The 15,218-nt window shown below is 40.6% G+C and carries 13 protein-coding genes and 1 pseudogene; 6 read left to right on the top strand and 8 right to left on the bottom strand.

What is annotated here, in order from left to right; all coding sequences use genetic code 11:
* Positions 1 to 33: 33 nt before the first annotated feature.
* Complete coding sequence (gene tdh / locus GKR74_RS08975; protein WP_108479150.1) at positions 34 to 1,059, bottom strand: L-threonine 3-dehydrogenase; 1,026 nt, start codon at positions 1,057 to 1,059, stop codon at positions 34 to 36.
* 88 nt (positions 1,060 to 1,147) lie between these two features.
* Entirely contained in the window at positions 1,148 to 2,341 is a 1,194-nt protein-coding gene (locus tag GKR74_RS08970) for a glycine C-acetyltransferase (RefSeq protein ID WP_154603314.1), read from the bottom strand.
* Between the two features lie 232 nt (positions 2,342 to 2,573).
* Here GKR74_RS08970 and rfaD point away from each other — a divergent pair, with 232 nt between their 5' ends.
* The 3 genes from rfaD to rfaC are packed head-to-tail and all read left to right on the top strand — an operon-like array spanning position 2,574 to position 5,560.
* The gene (rfaD, locus tag GKR74_RS08965; protein ID WP_154603313.1) at positions 2,574 to 3,512 is read left to right on the top strand and encodes an ADP-glyceromanno-heptose 6-epimerase; all 939 of its coding nucleotides are present in this window, start codon (positions 2,574 to 2,576) and stop codon (positions 3,510 to 3,512) included.
* Positions 3,513 to 3,551: 39 nt separating this feature from the next.
* Positions 3,552 to 4,598, top strand: a complete 1,047-nt coding sequence (gene rfaF, locus GKR74_RS08960; RefSeq protein WP_154603329.1) for an ADP-heptose--LPS heptosyltransferase RfaF — start codon at positions 3,552 to 3,554, stop codon at positions 4,596 to 4,598.
* Positions 4,598 to 5,560: a lipopolysaccharide heptosyltransferase RfaC gene (gene rfaC, locus GKR74_RS08955; RefSeq protein ID WP_154603312.1), complete on the top strand. Its 963-nt coding sequence runs from the start codon at positions 4,598 to 4,600 to the stop codon at positions 5,558 to 5,560. The genes rfaF and rfaC overlap by 1 nt, the downstream gene beginning before the upstream one ends.
* 87 nt (positions 5,561 to 5,647) lie before the next feature.
* On the opposite strand, the gene GKR74_RS08950 is transcribed toward rfaC, so the two are convergent.
* Positions 5,648 to 7,111, bottom strand: a complete 1,464-nt coding sequence (locus GKR74_RS08950; RefSeq protein ID WP_154603311.1) for an ArnT family glycosyltransferase — start codon at positions 7,109 to 7,111, stop codon at positions 5,648 to 5,650.
* Positions 7,112 to 7,318: 207 nt separating this feature from the next.
* On the bottom strand, positions 7,319 to 8,596 hold the full coding sequence (gene waaA / locus GKR74_RS08945; RefSeq protein WP_154603310.1) for a lipid IV(A) 3-deoxy-D-manno-octulosonic acid transferase: 1,278 nt from the start codon (positions 8,594 to 8,596) through the stop codon (positions 7,319 to 7,321).
* Positions 8,597 to 8,810: 214 nt separating this feature from the next.
* On the opposite strand from waaA, the gene coaD reads away from it, so the two are divergent.
* Entirely contained in the window at positions 8,811 to 9,296 is a 486-nt protein-coding gene (gene coaD, locus GKR74_RS08940; protein WP_154603309.1) for a pantetheine-phosphate adenylyltransferase, read from the top strand.
* A gap of 3 nt (positions 9,297 to 9,299) precedes the next feature.
* Here coaD and mutM read toward each other — a convergent pair whose 3' ends face one another.
* Positions 9,300 to 10,109, bottom strand: a complete 810-nt coding sequence (gene mutM, locus GKR74_RS08935; RefSeq protein WP_154603308.1) for a bifunctional DNA-formamidopyrimidine glycosylase/DNA-(apurinic or apyrimidinic site) lyase — start codon at positions 10,107 to 10,109, stop codon at positions 9,300 to 9,302.
* Between the two features lie 125 nt (positions 10,110 to 10,234).
* Between mutM and GKR74_RS08930 the strand changes: the two genes are divergently transcribed.
* Complete coding sequence (locus GKR74_RS08930) at positions 10,235 to 11,011, top strand: glycosyltransferase family 2 protein (protein WP_154603307.1); 777 nt, start codon at positions 10,235 to 10,237, stop codon at positions 11,009 to 11,011.
* A 13-nt stretch (positions 11,012 to 11,024) separates the two neighbouring features.
* Positions 11,025 to 12,239, top strand: a complete 1,215-nt coding sequence (gene rfaL / locus GKR74_RS08925; RefSeq protein WP_195848761.1) for an O-antigen ligase RfaL — start codon at positions 11,025 to 11,027, stop codon at positions 12,237 to 12,239.
* Positions 12,240 to 12,273: 34 nt separating this feature from the next.
* On the opposite strand, the gene waaO is transcribed toward rfaL, so the two are convergent.
* From waaO to GKR74_RS08910, 3 genes and pseudogenes are all read right to left on the bottom strand, one after another.
* A complete protein-coding gene (gene waaO / locus GKR74_RS08920; RefSeq protein WP_154603328.1) occupies positions 12,274 to 13,284 on the bottom strand; it encodes a lipopolysaccharide 3-alpha-galactosyltransferase in 1,011 nt (336 codons plus the stop codon).
* Between the two features lie 19 nt (positions 13,285 to 13,303).
* The gene (rfaP, locus tag GKR74_RS08915) at positions 13,304 to 14,101 is read right to left on the bottom strand and encodes a lipopolysaccharide core heptose(I) kinase RfaP (RefSeq protein ID WP_154603305.1); all 798 of its coding nucleotides are present in this window, start codon (positions 14,099 to 14,101) and stop codon (positions 13,304 to 13,306) included.
* Positions 14,076 to 15,218, bottom strand: a pseudogene (locus GKR74_RS08910) (glycosyltransferase family 4 protein). The gene rfaP and the pseudogene GKR74_RS08910 overlap by 26 nt, the downstream one beginning before the upstream one ends.

Raw genomic sequence — 15,218 nt, 5'->3', positions numbered from 1 at the left:
GCGGGCAATGTATTTAGCCCGCCTGTAAATACTTTAATCCCAGTTTAAAATCACTTTTCCTGACTGCCCTGAGCACATCACATCAAAGCCTTTCTGGAAATCATCAATAGAAAACTCATGCGTAATGATTGGTGATAAATCGAGACCCGATTGCACTAATGTCGCCATTTTGTACCAAGTTTCGAACATTTCACGCCCATAAATTCCCTTGATAAACAGACCTTTAAATATAACTTGGCTCCAGTCTGTTGCCATTGAAGCTGGCGGAATACCTAATAGCGCAATTCTGCCACCGTGGTTCATGGTGTCTAGCATGGTCTGGAAAGCGGCGGGCGCTCCTGAAACTTCTAACGCCACATCAAAACCTTCTTTCATGCCCAGTTCATTCATGACGTCTTTAAGGTTTTCACGGCTCACGTTTACCGCGCGGGTTACACCCATTTTTTTTGCTAATTCAAGGCGATAATCATTCACGTCCGTGATCACCACATGGCGGGCACCAACATGTCGGCAAACCGCTGCCGCCATAATACCGATAGGGCCTGCGCCCGAAACCAACACATCTTCGCCCACTAAATCAAACGATAATGCCGTATGTACCGCATTACCAAATGGGTCGAAAATTGCCGCAATTTCATCGGGAATATTGTCTGGGATTTTAAAGGCGTTAAACGCGGGGATCACTAGATATTCAGCAAAGCATCCCGGGCGATTTACGCCAACGCCAATGGTATTACGGCATAGGTGAGTGCGCCCACCTCGGCAATTACGACAATGACCGCAGGTAATATGCCCTTCACCAGAAACACGGTCACCAATTTTAAACCCTTTAACTTCCTGCCCAATCTCAACAATTTCCCCTATATATTCATGACCCACCACCATCGGAACGGGAATGGTTTTTTGCGACCATTCATCCCAATTGTAGATATGAACATCCGTTCCGCAAATGGCGGTTTTACGGATTTTAATCATCACATCATTGTGTCCCAGTTCCGGTTTCGGAACGTCTGTCATCCATATACCTGGTTCTGCTTTTAATTTGGACAGTGCTTTCATAGGCGACCTTTTATTTATGATTACATTAATTTCATGACCACTTTAATTTCATAACTGTATAAATTTGATAAGAAAATCAAATTGATAACTAAATTAATTGAAGCTTTTTGCCAATACGGGTGAATGCATCAACCGCGTGTAAAATATCGGCTTTACTGTGTGCAGCGGACATTTGCGTACGAATTCGCGCTTGCCCCTGCGGAACCACCGGATAGAAAAATCCAGTGACATAAATACCCTCTTTTAATAACTCTGAAGCGAATTGCTGAGCAATTTTGGCATCGCCTAACATCACAGGAATGATGGCGTGGTCGGCGCCTGCTAATGTAAATCCTGCCGCAGACATTTTTTCTCTAAATAACTTCGCATTAGCCCACAATTTCTCACGACGCTCTTGCCCTTCGGTCATCATATCGATCACCTTAATGGACGCGGCAACGATGGCTGGAGCCAAAGAGTTAGAGAATAAGTACGGGCGTGAGCGTTGGCGTAACCACTCGACAACCTCTTTTTTGGTGGCAGTATAACCACCCGATGCACCACCCAGAGCTTTTCCTAATGTGCCAGTGATGATGTCAACACGCCCCATGACGTTACAATACTCATGGCTACCACGACCGTTTTCACCAACAAAACCAACAGCATGGGAGTCATCCACCATAACCAATGCGTTATATTCATCCGCAAGGTCACAAACCGTTTTCAGGTCAGCAATCACGCCATCCATCGAAAACACACCATCCGTCGCAATCAGAATATGACGCGCACCCGCCGCTTTGGCTTCTTCAAGACGCTGTTTTAATTCCGTCATATTGTTATTGCTGTAACGGTAGCGCTGGGCTTTACACAGGCGAACACCGTCAATAATGGAAGCATGGTTTAACGCATCGGAAATAATGGCGTCTTCAGGGCCTAATAGGGTTTCAAAAAGTCCGCCATTGGCGTCAAAGCAAGAGGAATAAAGGATCGCATCTTCCATTCCAAGGAAATCTGCGATTTTCTTTTCAAGAATTTTATGGCTGTCTTGGGTACCGCAAATAAAGCGAACCGATGCCATTCCAAAGCCATGGCTATCCATACCCTGTTTTGCCGCTTCAATCAGCGCGGGGTGATTGGCTAATCCTAAATAGTTATTTGCACAAAAGTTAATAACGCGCTGCCCACCTTGGATTTCAATATCCGCGTCTTGAGAGGTCGTAATAATGCGCTCATGTTTAAACAAGCCCTCAGCTTCTATTTGCACCAATTGTTGTTTAATCTGCTGGTAAAATTGTTCTGACATGATTTGTTCCTGTAAAGAAGTTGTTTACAGAGTTTAATAATAGTCACTGGAACTCGCGATATCTGCGGAGCAAATAAGTTAAGTTTGTAGGCAAGATCACGATAATGCCCTTTGAAGAGGTATGACAACTAGGACAATTATCTGGTCGATATACTGTTGTCTGCACAAAGAGGTGTTATTATAGACCCCAATTTTATATCCATTTATTCTTAACCCACTTGAGGTATTCACGATGATCGTAGTCACTGGCGGAGCTGGTTTTATTGGCAGCAATATTATTAAAGCCCTGAATGAAATGGGTCGCACCGATATTCTGGTGGTGGATAACCTGAAAGATGGTACTAAGTTTGCCAACCTTGTTGACCTCGATATCGCCGATTACATGGATAAAGAAGACTTTATCGTGAGCGTTATTGCGGGTGATGATTTTGGTGATATCGACGCTGTTTTCCATGAAGGTGCTTGCTCATCCACCACTGAGTGGGATGGTAAGTACATGATGGATAATAACTATCAATTTTCTAAAGAACTGCTGCATTACTGTTTAGAACGTGAAATTCCTTTCCTGTATGCTTCCTCCGCAGCGACATACGGCGGACGTAGCGATAATTTCATCGAAGAACGTGAATTTGAAAAACCACTGAACGTGTACGGCTACTCTAAGTTCCAATTTGACCAATATGTCCGCAACATCATGCCTGAAGCGCAATCTCAAGTGTGTGGCTTCCGCTATTTCAACGTTTATGGGCCAAACGAGAACCATAAAGGCAGCATGGCGAGCGTGGCTTACCACTTAAACAAACAGATTAATGAAGGGCAAACCCCGAAACTGTTTGAAGGCAGCGACACTTTCCGCCGCGATTTCATCTACGTTGGCGATGTAGCTGCAGTGAATTTATGGTTCTGGGAAAATAACGTCTCTGGTATTTTCAACTGTGGTACAGGTCGTGCGGAATCATTCCAAGCGGTTGCCGATGCCGTCACTGAATTCCATAAAGATAAAAATGTCTCTATCGAATACATTGAATTTCCTGAGAAATTAAAAGGTCGCTACCAGAGCTTCACGCAAGCGGATCTGACTAAACTGCGTGCCGCGGGTTACACTGCACCGTTTAAAACCGTTGCTGAAGGCGTGACCGAATATATGCAATGGCTGAATAAAGACGCGTAATTGTCTTTTATGAAAACCGTTCCTATGAAAACCACGCCTATGAAAATATTAGTGATTGGCCCCTCATGGGTAGGGGATATGATGATGTCTCAGAGCCTTTATCGCACGATCAAGGCACTGCATCCTCATGCTCAAATTGATGTGATGGCACCAGATTGGTGCCGTCCGTTATTGGCGAAAATGCCTGAAGTGTCTGAAGCGATTTCCATGCCATTAGGGCATGGAAAGCTAGAAATTGGCGAACGTCGTCAATTAGGCATCAATTTGCGGAAAAATGGGTACGACCAAGCGATTGTTTTGCCTAATTCATTGAAGTCTGCACTGGTGCCATTCTTTGCTAAAATCGCCAAAAGAACGGGATGGCGCGGTGAAATGCGTTATGGGCTGCTCAATGATTTACGCCCATTAGATAAACAAGCATTTCCGCTGATGGTGCAACGCTACGTCGCATTGGCGTATGACAAACAGCTCATCAAATCTGCCGATGATATTCCCGCCCCGATTTTATGGCCTAAATTAGTCACTGATAAACAGCAAGTTAGCGATACTGTTAGTCAATTTAATATTGATTTTTCTCGCCCAATTATTGGTTTTTGCCCAGGAGCTGAATTTGGCCCTGCAAAACGTTGGCCGCACTATCACTATGCGGCGCTCGCTCAAAAATTAATCAGCGAGCAAGGCTACCAAGTCCTATTATTTGGTTCTCAAAAAGACCATGAAGCGGGTGAAGAAATCCGTCAAAGTTTGACTGACGATGCTCGCAATTACTGCCTTAATTTCGCAGGAAAAACCTCGTTAGAACAAGCTGTTAATCTTATCGACGCTTGCCAAGCCGTTGTCAGTAATGATTCAGGTTTAATGCATGTGGCTGCCGCTCTCGATAAACCGTTAGTCGCGCTATATGGCCCAAGCAGCCCTGATTTTACCCCGCCACTGTCTGATAAAGCGGAAGTCATCCGCCTGATCACGGGTTACCACAAAGTGCGTAAAGGTGACGGCGAAAGTGGCTATCACCAAAGTCTGATTGATATTCAACCGCAAATGGTACTCGATGCCCTCACGCGTTTAAATATAGGTATTAAATAATGAGAGTGTTATTAGTAAAAACATCATCTATGGGAGATGTTTTACACTCTCTGCCTGCATTAACCGATGCGCAGGCAGCAATACCGAATATTCAATTTGATTGGGTGGTCGAAGAGGGATTTGCTCAAATTCCCACCTGGCATAGTGCGGTGAATAAAGTGATCCCTGTGGCAATCCGTCGTTGGCGAAAAAATTGGTTTTCTGCGCCAATTCGTGCCGAACGTGCAGAGTTTCGTCGCCAATTACAGGAAACCCACTACGATGCCGTTATCGATGCGCAAGGGTTACTTAAGAGTGCGTTGCTAGTCACTCGCCTCGCTCACGGTTCTAAACATGGTTATGACCGCCATAGTATCCGCGAGCCGATTGCCAGCTTCTTTTACGATCATCGTTATTTCATTAGTAAACAGCAACATGCGGTAGAACGTATTCGCCAATTATTTGCTAAAAGCCTCGGGTATACTTGCCCTAGAACGCAAGGCGATTACGCGATTGCTCGCCATTTCTTGCAATCAACCGATGGAACCGAAGCACCCTATGTGCTGTTTTTGCACTCCACAACACGCGATGATAAGCATTGGCCGGAGTCTCATTGGCGTGAACTGATTCAGTTAATGAAGGAAACCGGGCTGAGAGTGAAGCTCCCTTGGGGTGCAGAGCATGAGCATCAGCGAGCAATGAGATTAGCCGAGGGTTTTGATTTTGTTGAAGTCTTACCAAAATTAACGCTGGCACAAGTCGCACAACAAATTGCGGATGCTAAAGCGGTGGTTTCTGTCGATACAGGCTTAAGCCATTTAACCGCTGCGCTGGATAAACCGAATTTCACGCTGTTTGGCCCAACAAATCCCGGTTTAATTGGTGGTTATGGAAAAGGCCAAAATGAGATAAAAAGCGTAGATAATAGAATGGATAGCATTAAAGCTGATGCCGTCTTTCAACAACTGCGCACCGAGTTATAGCCCACATAGCGCATTATCTAAAACCTATCTCCCATAAAAATTAAGCGGCCATCTGACCGCTTAATTATTTTTCACTTCGCAAAAGATTTATTTTTTCTCTGGGGCAATAAACCCAAAACACATGGTTTTCGGCTCAGCATCCGGTTCAGAGCGGTAAATCACATCTTCTTTTTCAATTTTAAATTGTGGCCAGAATTTGCGTACTTTGGCGAAATCTTCGTGGGCACAATCATCATATTTGCGCCCTAATAAAATGGCACCGTGCTCACGAATTTCTGCTTCAGTAATATCACGGTTATACACATTCGGTGGCATATGGTTTTCTAGCGTCCAAGGCTGGATAACATGAGGCCTATCTTGAGCGTAGATAATAAACCATTGGTGTAGGTTATCTTCGCCGCCAACATATTTGACTGGCGTTCCGTAACGTTGATACCAACGTTGTTCACCTTCCGCGATTAAGGTTTTCACGCCAATAAATTTCTGACCCGCTCCGCGAATATTTCCAGCTTGAACAATGAGATAACCGGATACCATTAAGGCACCAACTACGGCTAAGCCAATTAATGGTTTTTTCAGTGACTTTTTCGGCATTATGGTGATTGAGCCAACAAACAAAGGCGCACATACCATCATAAATGGCTGTAACCACTCCGTAATTCGCCCGCCATCATGGAACGAGAACCAACCGTAAATCACCGCGAGTGGAAATAAAATAATAAAGTTTGCCATGCGATTCGATAAGGCTTTCGGCCAACCGATTTTTCCGCCACAGCAATATAAGATAATCGCTGCGATAATCAGCGGGTAAAACACGCTCAGAGCTGCTTCGGTGGTATGTAAGTTAAAGCCTGGGTCAATTTGTGAATCTACCCATTTAAAAGCAGAAAAATCACTCGCCATCAGCCAAAAGAAGTTTGGCAAAATCATCGAAAACCACAGCGCTATCGCCAGATAAAACACCGGATGGCGATAGCTTTGGCGCGCTTGTTTCACAAAAAGAGTGAGCAAAAAGACAGAGCCAACTAAGGCGAGCGTGGAGTATTTCCCCATTGTTGCAAGACCAGCAACTAAAGCAAAAGGCAGCCACCACAAAGGGTTATCTTCGACAGCACGCAGGAAGAAATAAATCACCCAAGGCCAAAATGTCACTAAAATATAGTTATCATTATAAGGAATGATATCGAAATTAATGACACCGGATAAATTCATCATCAGCATCGCAAACCATGCGAGATCGCGACGACCGGTTAATCGGTAGGCAAGTTTCCATACCCCAAGTAACCCAAATCCAATACCGATAAAATGGCTCAAATACCAATAGAAACTATAAGAAATTCCCAAATGGATTGCAGGCCACATCATGGTACCGACAAACCACGGGTTTTTTGGCGATCCCCATTCACCATTCATTCCCCAGTTAACGGCTTCGACCGTATCGTAAGGAACAGTTGGGTCAAAAAAGAAACTCGCAAGGATCCAGGCAATGGCATAGCCAATGATCCAAAGATACACATACTTATTTGAAGTTGGTTGATTGGTTGTTGGCATTCTTTTTTCAGCGAAATTTATCAATAAAGTTAAAGGGAAATACGCATTATTTTACGTCGAGCTTATAGAGGGTTACCCCTCGCTCGGCTGAGTATGCAAAAACGTGACTGGGTAGTTTACTATAGTTTAAACGAAATAATCAGAAATGAGAGAAATTGTCATTACTCATTGTAGTAATATTCAAGTTATCAATATTTTTGCTGAATATTACTGTTCTCTTGGAGGTAAATAAGGTTGCAATAACTTAAGTAAACGCTGTAATGCGCCTTGGTTTTCATGCAATACTTCCGCTGCATGACGACCATAATACAGTCGATAATCTTCATCAGACAGTAAACTCGTCACGGCTTGAGCCAACGATTCGCTATCTGTCACAGTGATCAACCCATCAGCTTGGGTTAACTTCGCACAAATATCTTTAAAATTAAAGGTATGCGGCCCCATCAAAACAGGCAATGCATGCGCAGCTGCTTCAAGTGGATTATGACCACCGGTTTCAACTAAGCTCCCACCAACGAAAGCTATATCTGCAATTCCGTACAGCAACATCAATTCCCCCATCGTATCGCCAATAACCACTTGGGTTTCTAGAGATGGGATAACGCCGCTACTACGACGAATAAAGCTTAGCCCTGCTTTTTGCGTCAGCTCTTCCGCTTTTGCAAAGCGTTCTGGGTGCCTTGGGACTAAAATGAGTAATAAATTAGGAAATTTTTTCAGCAACTGTTGGTGAGTTTGCAAAACAATCGCTTCTTCACCTTCGTGGGTACTTGTCGCAATCCATACTGGACGATGTGCAGCCCACTGCCTACGTAACGTAATCGCTTTAACGGCCAGTTCAGGGGTAACGGAAATATCAAATTTTAAGCTCCCCGTCACTTCTAACTGCTTACGTCTTAACCCTAATTGAATAAAACGTTCACCATCTTCTTGATGCTGAGCAGCCACCATCGTGACATTTTGCAGCATGCGCTTCACAAAACTACCGAGTTTTTGATAACCCACAGCGGAGCGTTCAGATAGCCGAGCATTCGCGATAACTAATGGAATATTACGCTTATGTAGCTGGTTGATCATATTCGGCCAGAGCTCCGTTTCCATAATAATCACCAGTTTAGGATCAACTTGATTAAGGAAACGACTCATGGAGCCGGGTAAATCATAAGGGAGATAAACGTGACTAATATCGTCACCAAATGCTGACTGAACACGTTCTGACCCGGTTGGAGTCATTGTGGTCACGGTAATAGGGAGTGATGGGTAGTGATGGCGAAGCGCACGTACTAATGGTACTGCTGCAAGGGTTTCGCCCACAGAAACTGAGTGTAATAAAATGCCTTTAGGAACAACTTTACCACCACAAAAACCATAGCGTTCTCCCCAGCGTTTGCGATACGCAGGGGCTTTACGGCTACGCAATAATAAGCGTATCCAAATTAATGGCTGGATGAGATAAAGAAGTACCTGATATACACGCAATAACATTCGATCTGATTCACTTACCAAAATTGGCGGTATCTTACCATAAACCATTACTGAAAGTGTGTAGAATCTGTGCCTAAAATGAGACTTAAAATAAATGCATACTTATCAGTGATTGTTGCAAGAGAATGCAATTGCCGTTAATGTGGATTTCACCGTCACTTATTCCTATCGATATATTGGGATAAGCAATAATAAACAAAGAGATAGCAATATCATGACCCATAAAGCTATTTATCCGGGAACCTTTGACCCGATTACCTCTGGACACGTCGATATCGTCACCCGTGCCGCAGCGATGTTTGACCACGTTTTACTCGCTATCGCAAACAGTCAACGCAAAAGTCCTATGTTTAATTTGGAAGAGCGTGTTGAGCTAGCAAAACAAGTTACCGCTCACTTAGGAAATGTTGAAGTAGTTGGTTTTTCTGAGTTAATGGCGAATTTTGCACAGAAAAATAATGCAAATATTTTAATTCGTGGCGTACGTTCAGTGGCGGATTTTGAATATGAGTGGCAGCTGGCTAATATGAACCGCCATTTTGTTCCCGAGCTAGAAACGGTATTTTTACTTCCATCACAAAGCTTATCTTTCGTTTCATCCTCATTAATTAAAGATGTCGCGCTTCATGATGGAGATATTTCGTCGTTTTTACCGCCTGTTGTTGCGGATGCTATGTTGAAAAAACTCAACAAAATCTAGCAATTACTTCTGACATTGAGGGCAATAAAAGGTTGTCCTCTGTCCTTGTTTAATGCTTTCAATCGGGGTTCCGCACACAGAGCACGGCTCGCCTTTTTTTCCATACACAAATAACTCTTGAGCAAAGTAACCCGGCTTTCCGTCTGACTGTAAAAAGTCTTTAAGAGTGGTTCCACCTTGCTCTATTGAACGTTGCAGCACTTTTTTAATCTGCGTAACCAATTCGGTAATTTCATTGAGTGTCAGTGTGTTAGTCAGCTTTTCTGGGGAGATTCTTGATGCAAAAAGCGCTTCATTAGCGTAGATATTCCCTACCCCAACAACGATTTTGTTGTCCATCAACCAAGGTTTGACCGCAACCTTACGTTTAGCGGCTAAATCAAAGAGATATTTAGGATTGAATTCATCGGAGAGAGGCTCAGGACCTAAATGGGCGAGAATGGAGCTGGACGCTAAATCATCACACCAAAGCCATGCACCAAAGCGTCGAGGGTCGGTGTAGCGTAGTACTTTACCATCACGCAAGATAAGGTCTACATGGTCATGTTTCCCTTCTGGTAATTCTTCCGTCAAAATTCGCACACTGCCAGACATTCCTAAATGGACGATAATCCACCCTTTTCGCAGTTCAATAAGCAGGTATTTTGCCCGTCGCTGGACACTAATCACGGTTTCATCAGATAAACGCATGATTTGTTCACTTACTGGCCAACGTAACCGTTCATTACGCACTATGGCATAACTAATTGTATTGCCGACTAAATGCGGTTCAATACCTCGGCGACTGGTTTCAACTTCGGGCAGTTCTGGCATGATAAAGTTTCCACTTAATAAGGTACAGAGTATATGTATTAATGTATAATGATACCGAAAATCAACAGTTATCTGTATAGATATATTGTTGCACTAATTTAACATAACTTAAAATAGGTAACTTTATGATTTTTGATGATAAAAGTGATATGACCCTTGTTATAACTAGCTGTGGGCGATTTGAATTGCTGAAAGCAACATTATTATCATTTGATAAATATAATTCATATCCGATCAAAAAAGTCATAATTACTGAAGATTCTGGAAACACTGATATTCATGAAGTTATTCCTGAATCATGGAAACCATATACCGATATCATTATTAATAAAAAAAACTTAGGTCAAATAAAATCTATTGACCTTGCATACAGCAAAGTTGACACCGACTATATTTTTCATTGTGAAGACGATTGGGAATTCTATCGAAGCAATTTTATTGAAGATTCAATAACTTTATTACTACATGACCCTAAACTCTTGCAAGTTTGGCTGCGTGATTATGATGATGATATCAAAAAGCATTATTCTTTTATTAGCAAAGATGAGCAGAAAGAATTTGAAAATATATCTTATTCCGTAATAAATAGCTCTCATTCAATGATGAGAGGATTCAGCTTCAACCCTGGCGTAAAAAGATTGTCTGATTATAAATTAATCAAAACGTATAATATTGGAAAGAGTGCGGATCTTACTGAAGGCGTTTTATCTATAGCATATAGCATGTATGGAATGTATGTCGTTATTCTAAATAAAAGTGCAGTAAAACACTTAGGATGGGATAATCACATTCCAACTGATAGCGAGAAATTCAAAAAAAGTAAAAAAATAAAATATACAACATTAGGTTTTTTATTTGGGGTTTTGGTTTCCATGATTTTCAGCTTTTTAATTTTCAAATAAAATGAGTAATGGTATGTTTGATTCTATAAAAAATGGTAAATATGATAAACTTACACTAATCAATATGTTTTCTATTGTATTTATTATTTCTATATTTTTCATCGATGGAATAACAAGATATAAAAAGGGAATTTCAATATTAATTGTAATACTGTCATTGATAACTTTATTTAAATCAAAAAAAAATAAAGCTTTCGCCTTATACAATAACAAAGTCTTCTTTTTTTCATTGTTTTTCTCCCTGTTTTTATTGCTCTCATCATTATATTCTGAAGATCAAGAAGAAACTGTTAAGTATGCGTTTAATAGCACATTCAACTACGGACTTCTTTTCTTCATTCTTTTTATCCCGATTTTACTTTATAAATTAGATAAAAAAGAAATTTTTCAAATACTAACCTTTTCATTTATCTTTGGGCTAACATTAAACTGTACTATTGAGCTAACAAGATATTATTTAGAATATATAAATAATGGAACATTACCATTTACAACTTATTCTTTTAGAGAAATTTCAAATTCTTTAGTTTTTTATTTTCCAGCGCTACTTATATTGCTTTTTTCAGAGAAAACAAAATATTCTTTTTATCTCACTCTATTATTAATTGTATTTTCCTTTATACTTCTAGGTACCTTATCCCGAGGGGCTTGGTTAGCGATATTAGTATCATGTATAACCTTCTTTCCATTAATAAAAAATTGGAAAATACCACTAGCAACGCTAATCGTTATTGGAATTACATTTATCACCTTGAAAGTAATTACCAATGAAAACAATATATTATTATTTTCTAAATTAGAGCAAACTAGTAGTTCTAACCGTTATGAAAATGGAACTCAAGGTACTGCCTTGGAAATGATTAAAGAAAGGCCAATTCTTGGATATGGTTATGGCAACAATGTTTATGATGCCGTTTATAATGAGAAAGTAAGCCAACACCCAGATTGGATTTATAAAAAATCTATAGGCCCCCATAATACGTTTTTATTTATCTGGTTTGGTTCTGGCTTATTAGGTCTGACTTTATTTATTTCAATGATAATAATGGCATTTATTTCACTCTTGAAAAACTTAAAATCTGACTGTATCTATACCAAAAAAATTAGCATTATTTTAATAACCATTCTCGTTGGTTATCTACTCACTCGAGGTATGTTTGAACAGATGGATATTAAGCCTATAGGGATAATACTTGGCTTCTTACTCTTAATACAAAAGAAAACCTAATTATAACCACCTGTTCAAAAAATCATATTAGAGCCTAAAATATTTTCTTAAATAAATATTTTAGGCTTAATAGAAAACTAGAAATAAACTCTCCCTGCTTAAATAAATGCTTTGCACTGTATCTTAAGTGGTTGCTACTTTTAGCTTTCAATAAAGGAATATTTTTCCACGGTGAAGCATTTTTAGCTTCTAGAAAAGATTTTGCAGTTGGGTAATTAGCCCATTCATGCCATGGTTTCGTTGGGCCTATATAATGAATCAAAATTGTACTCGATGTTATTGGATTCTCTTTTCGACCATCTTGTAATTCATAATTGATGCTATATTGCGTGTTATATTTTTGGTCTAAGTAGACAATTTTACCAGTTAACAACATGTTCAATATATCTTGGTCAAGATAGGAAATCTTGGCTTTAACTTCATCTTGAGATAACAGATTCATCGCCTTTAAGGATATATCATTTTCCTTCCAACTCACTAAATTTAAAACTAAGAAGCCAGCATTAAAATACCCATTAGCAATACTCGGGATCCCCAATGCATCCGCTCTTTTTTTCCACCAATCAGAATCTCTTTCAGGAACAGCCGCGACTACTTGATTTTCTGTAAATTCGAGCTCTAATAATTCACTTAATGAGCCTTGACACATAATATCCGCATCCATATAAATGATGCGCTCTAGTTGCTCAGAAAAGTAGTCTGCAATGATAAATCTAAAATACGTTGCGTAAGACCAATTTTTGGTGCTTGGTAACGACTTTAACTGTTCACAATCAACTAAATATATTTTTATGCTTGTTTTATATTGCTCAGCCAACTCACGAAAAAGAGCCTCTTGTTCCGAATCAAAATAATCGGTAAAAACATGAAAACAGAATGATATGTCCTCGTTATTTTTTAAGAGAGAGGCAATAGAAATTCCACAACCATATAAAAAATTACGGTCAATACCGTAAGAAATATGTAAACAATCATCTCTAGCAACCACATTTTTGGCTGTAAGATCAATTTGCTTTGTGATTGCACTTTCCTTATTAAAAAACATGTTTAGTCTCTCTTTTTCTTTATAGCGACTTTCTGATCGTACGCGCTTTAATTTTGTCAGCTTTGCTTTTCGCATCTGCCATCAAACTAGATTCTTGACTCAGTATCTCTTTTAACGGCATTTCAAAATAAACCTTCATAAATCGGAAAATATCTCGCTGAGTTAAACCGATTTCTAATGATGAAAAGTATAAACCAATTAAGTCCTTATTTCGCCAGCGGGTAGGAACTGATGACCGTAGCTGTGCGCGATGCAAATCGATGACTGAGATTTTTAAATCTTGCAGATTTTCTGTGAACGGTAGATGCAGTAAGAAATGGCAAATATAACAGTCGCGATGGTTAATACCGATGCGATGCATCTTACGTACCATCTCAGCGACTCGCTGGATCAGCATTTGCTTAGTTTTGAATTTAGGCGGCTGAGTGGCCCAATTAGCGCAGTAATCTTCTAAACTCACTGTTGGAGTGAGGTCTTCAGTAATAATAAATGAATGACGTCGAAGTGGGTTCCACCCTTTTTGCCCGAAAGCGCGCCCGTTCATGGTATCAACGCCAGCTTCAGTCAATCGATGAATTGCATTCCATTCACGATCTGCACCTAAAACAGGTAAACGGAATGAGAATAAATTCTTCAAAACCTCTTTTAGCGTCGTGCCATAGTGAATCTTAATAAAATAGCTTTTATCATCAATCTGAAAACGCAATGTTCTGCGCGTTTCCAATGCACGAAAAACTTCACCATCCAATTTATCTGTTTCAACAAATGGGTCTTTATCTTTCCACAATTCGTTAAAAGGCGCTTTTAACTCAACCATTAGAGCATCCTAAAATAATATCGGCCGCTTTTTCCGGTAAACTGTACAGATCTTCTGTGTCTGCATAGTATTTAGCATTGTTTACCCATTGAGCTCGTTTTTGTGTATCTTGCAGGCTATCGCATAGCGCCTGATTTAAAACTGCCTGTTCAAACGGCTCATTGACCACAACGCCACACTGGGCTTTGTCGATAAACGACGCGTAACCACACACTTCCGTGACAATAATCGGCAGTCCCGCAACAATCGCTTCAAGTAGGACAATCCCAGCCGCTTCTTGGTAAGCCGGATGCATCAAAATATCCGCAGCGGCCATTAGCTCTGCAATATCATTGCGCCCGCTAAAAAATGAAACTTGTTTAGCAATTCCCAACGCTTCCGCTAAGCGTTGATATTTAGCGGGTTTGTCTTGCCCTACCACCATCAATAATGTGTTGTTTCTGATGCTTTCAGGTAATGCAGCCATTGCTTTGAGAGTTCTATCAACGCCCTTGCGTTTAAAATCGGACCCAACTTGAAGCAGCAAAAATGCAGACTCGGGAATTTGATTCTTTTCTCGATAGATACGCTTAGCATCCGCAATCTGTTGGTCATATTTTCGGTCAACGGCGATACCCGGAGGCAGCATATGAAAACGGTCACTTTCAGTTCCATAATGCTTTTCAAAATGGGCAATTTGATGAGGAGTAAGCATCATTAGCTGCGTTGCCTTTCCTTTTTGGAAGACGGCTTTTTCAAAAGCAGCATAATGTTTATAGCGCGGAGTCAGCTTATAGAAAAAACCTTTTTCTTCAGCCACTTTTTGCGCATAACAAACATCCGCAGCAAAATATACATCCAGATCAGGCATTTTATTAAAGCCAATGATTCTATCTGCAGGATGTTGCTTCAGATGTGCCATGACCCATTCACAGTATTGGGCATTTCGTCCATGGTTAGTGCCTGAACTGGTAGGAACAATAATAATTTCAAACTGTTCCGGACGTTCACCTTCCCATGATTGGGTATAAACACGAATACAGTGTCCACGAGCTTGGCAAGCCATCGCAATACGTAAAAAGTCGCGTTGTAGCCCACCAAATGGAAAATATTTATACAGACAAAATGCCAATACCAT

It is taken from the genome of Providencia sp. wls1914, assembly GCF_009706645.1.
GTDB lineage: Bacteria > Pseudomonadota > Gammaproteobacteria > Enterobacterales > Enterobacteriaceae > Providencia > Providencia zhijiangensis.
Note: the sequence above shows the minus strand (reverse complement) of the source record. Positions and strands in the feature narration are given on the sequence as shown.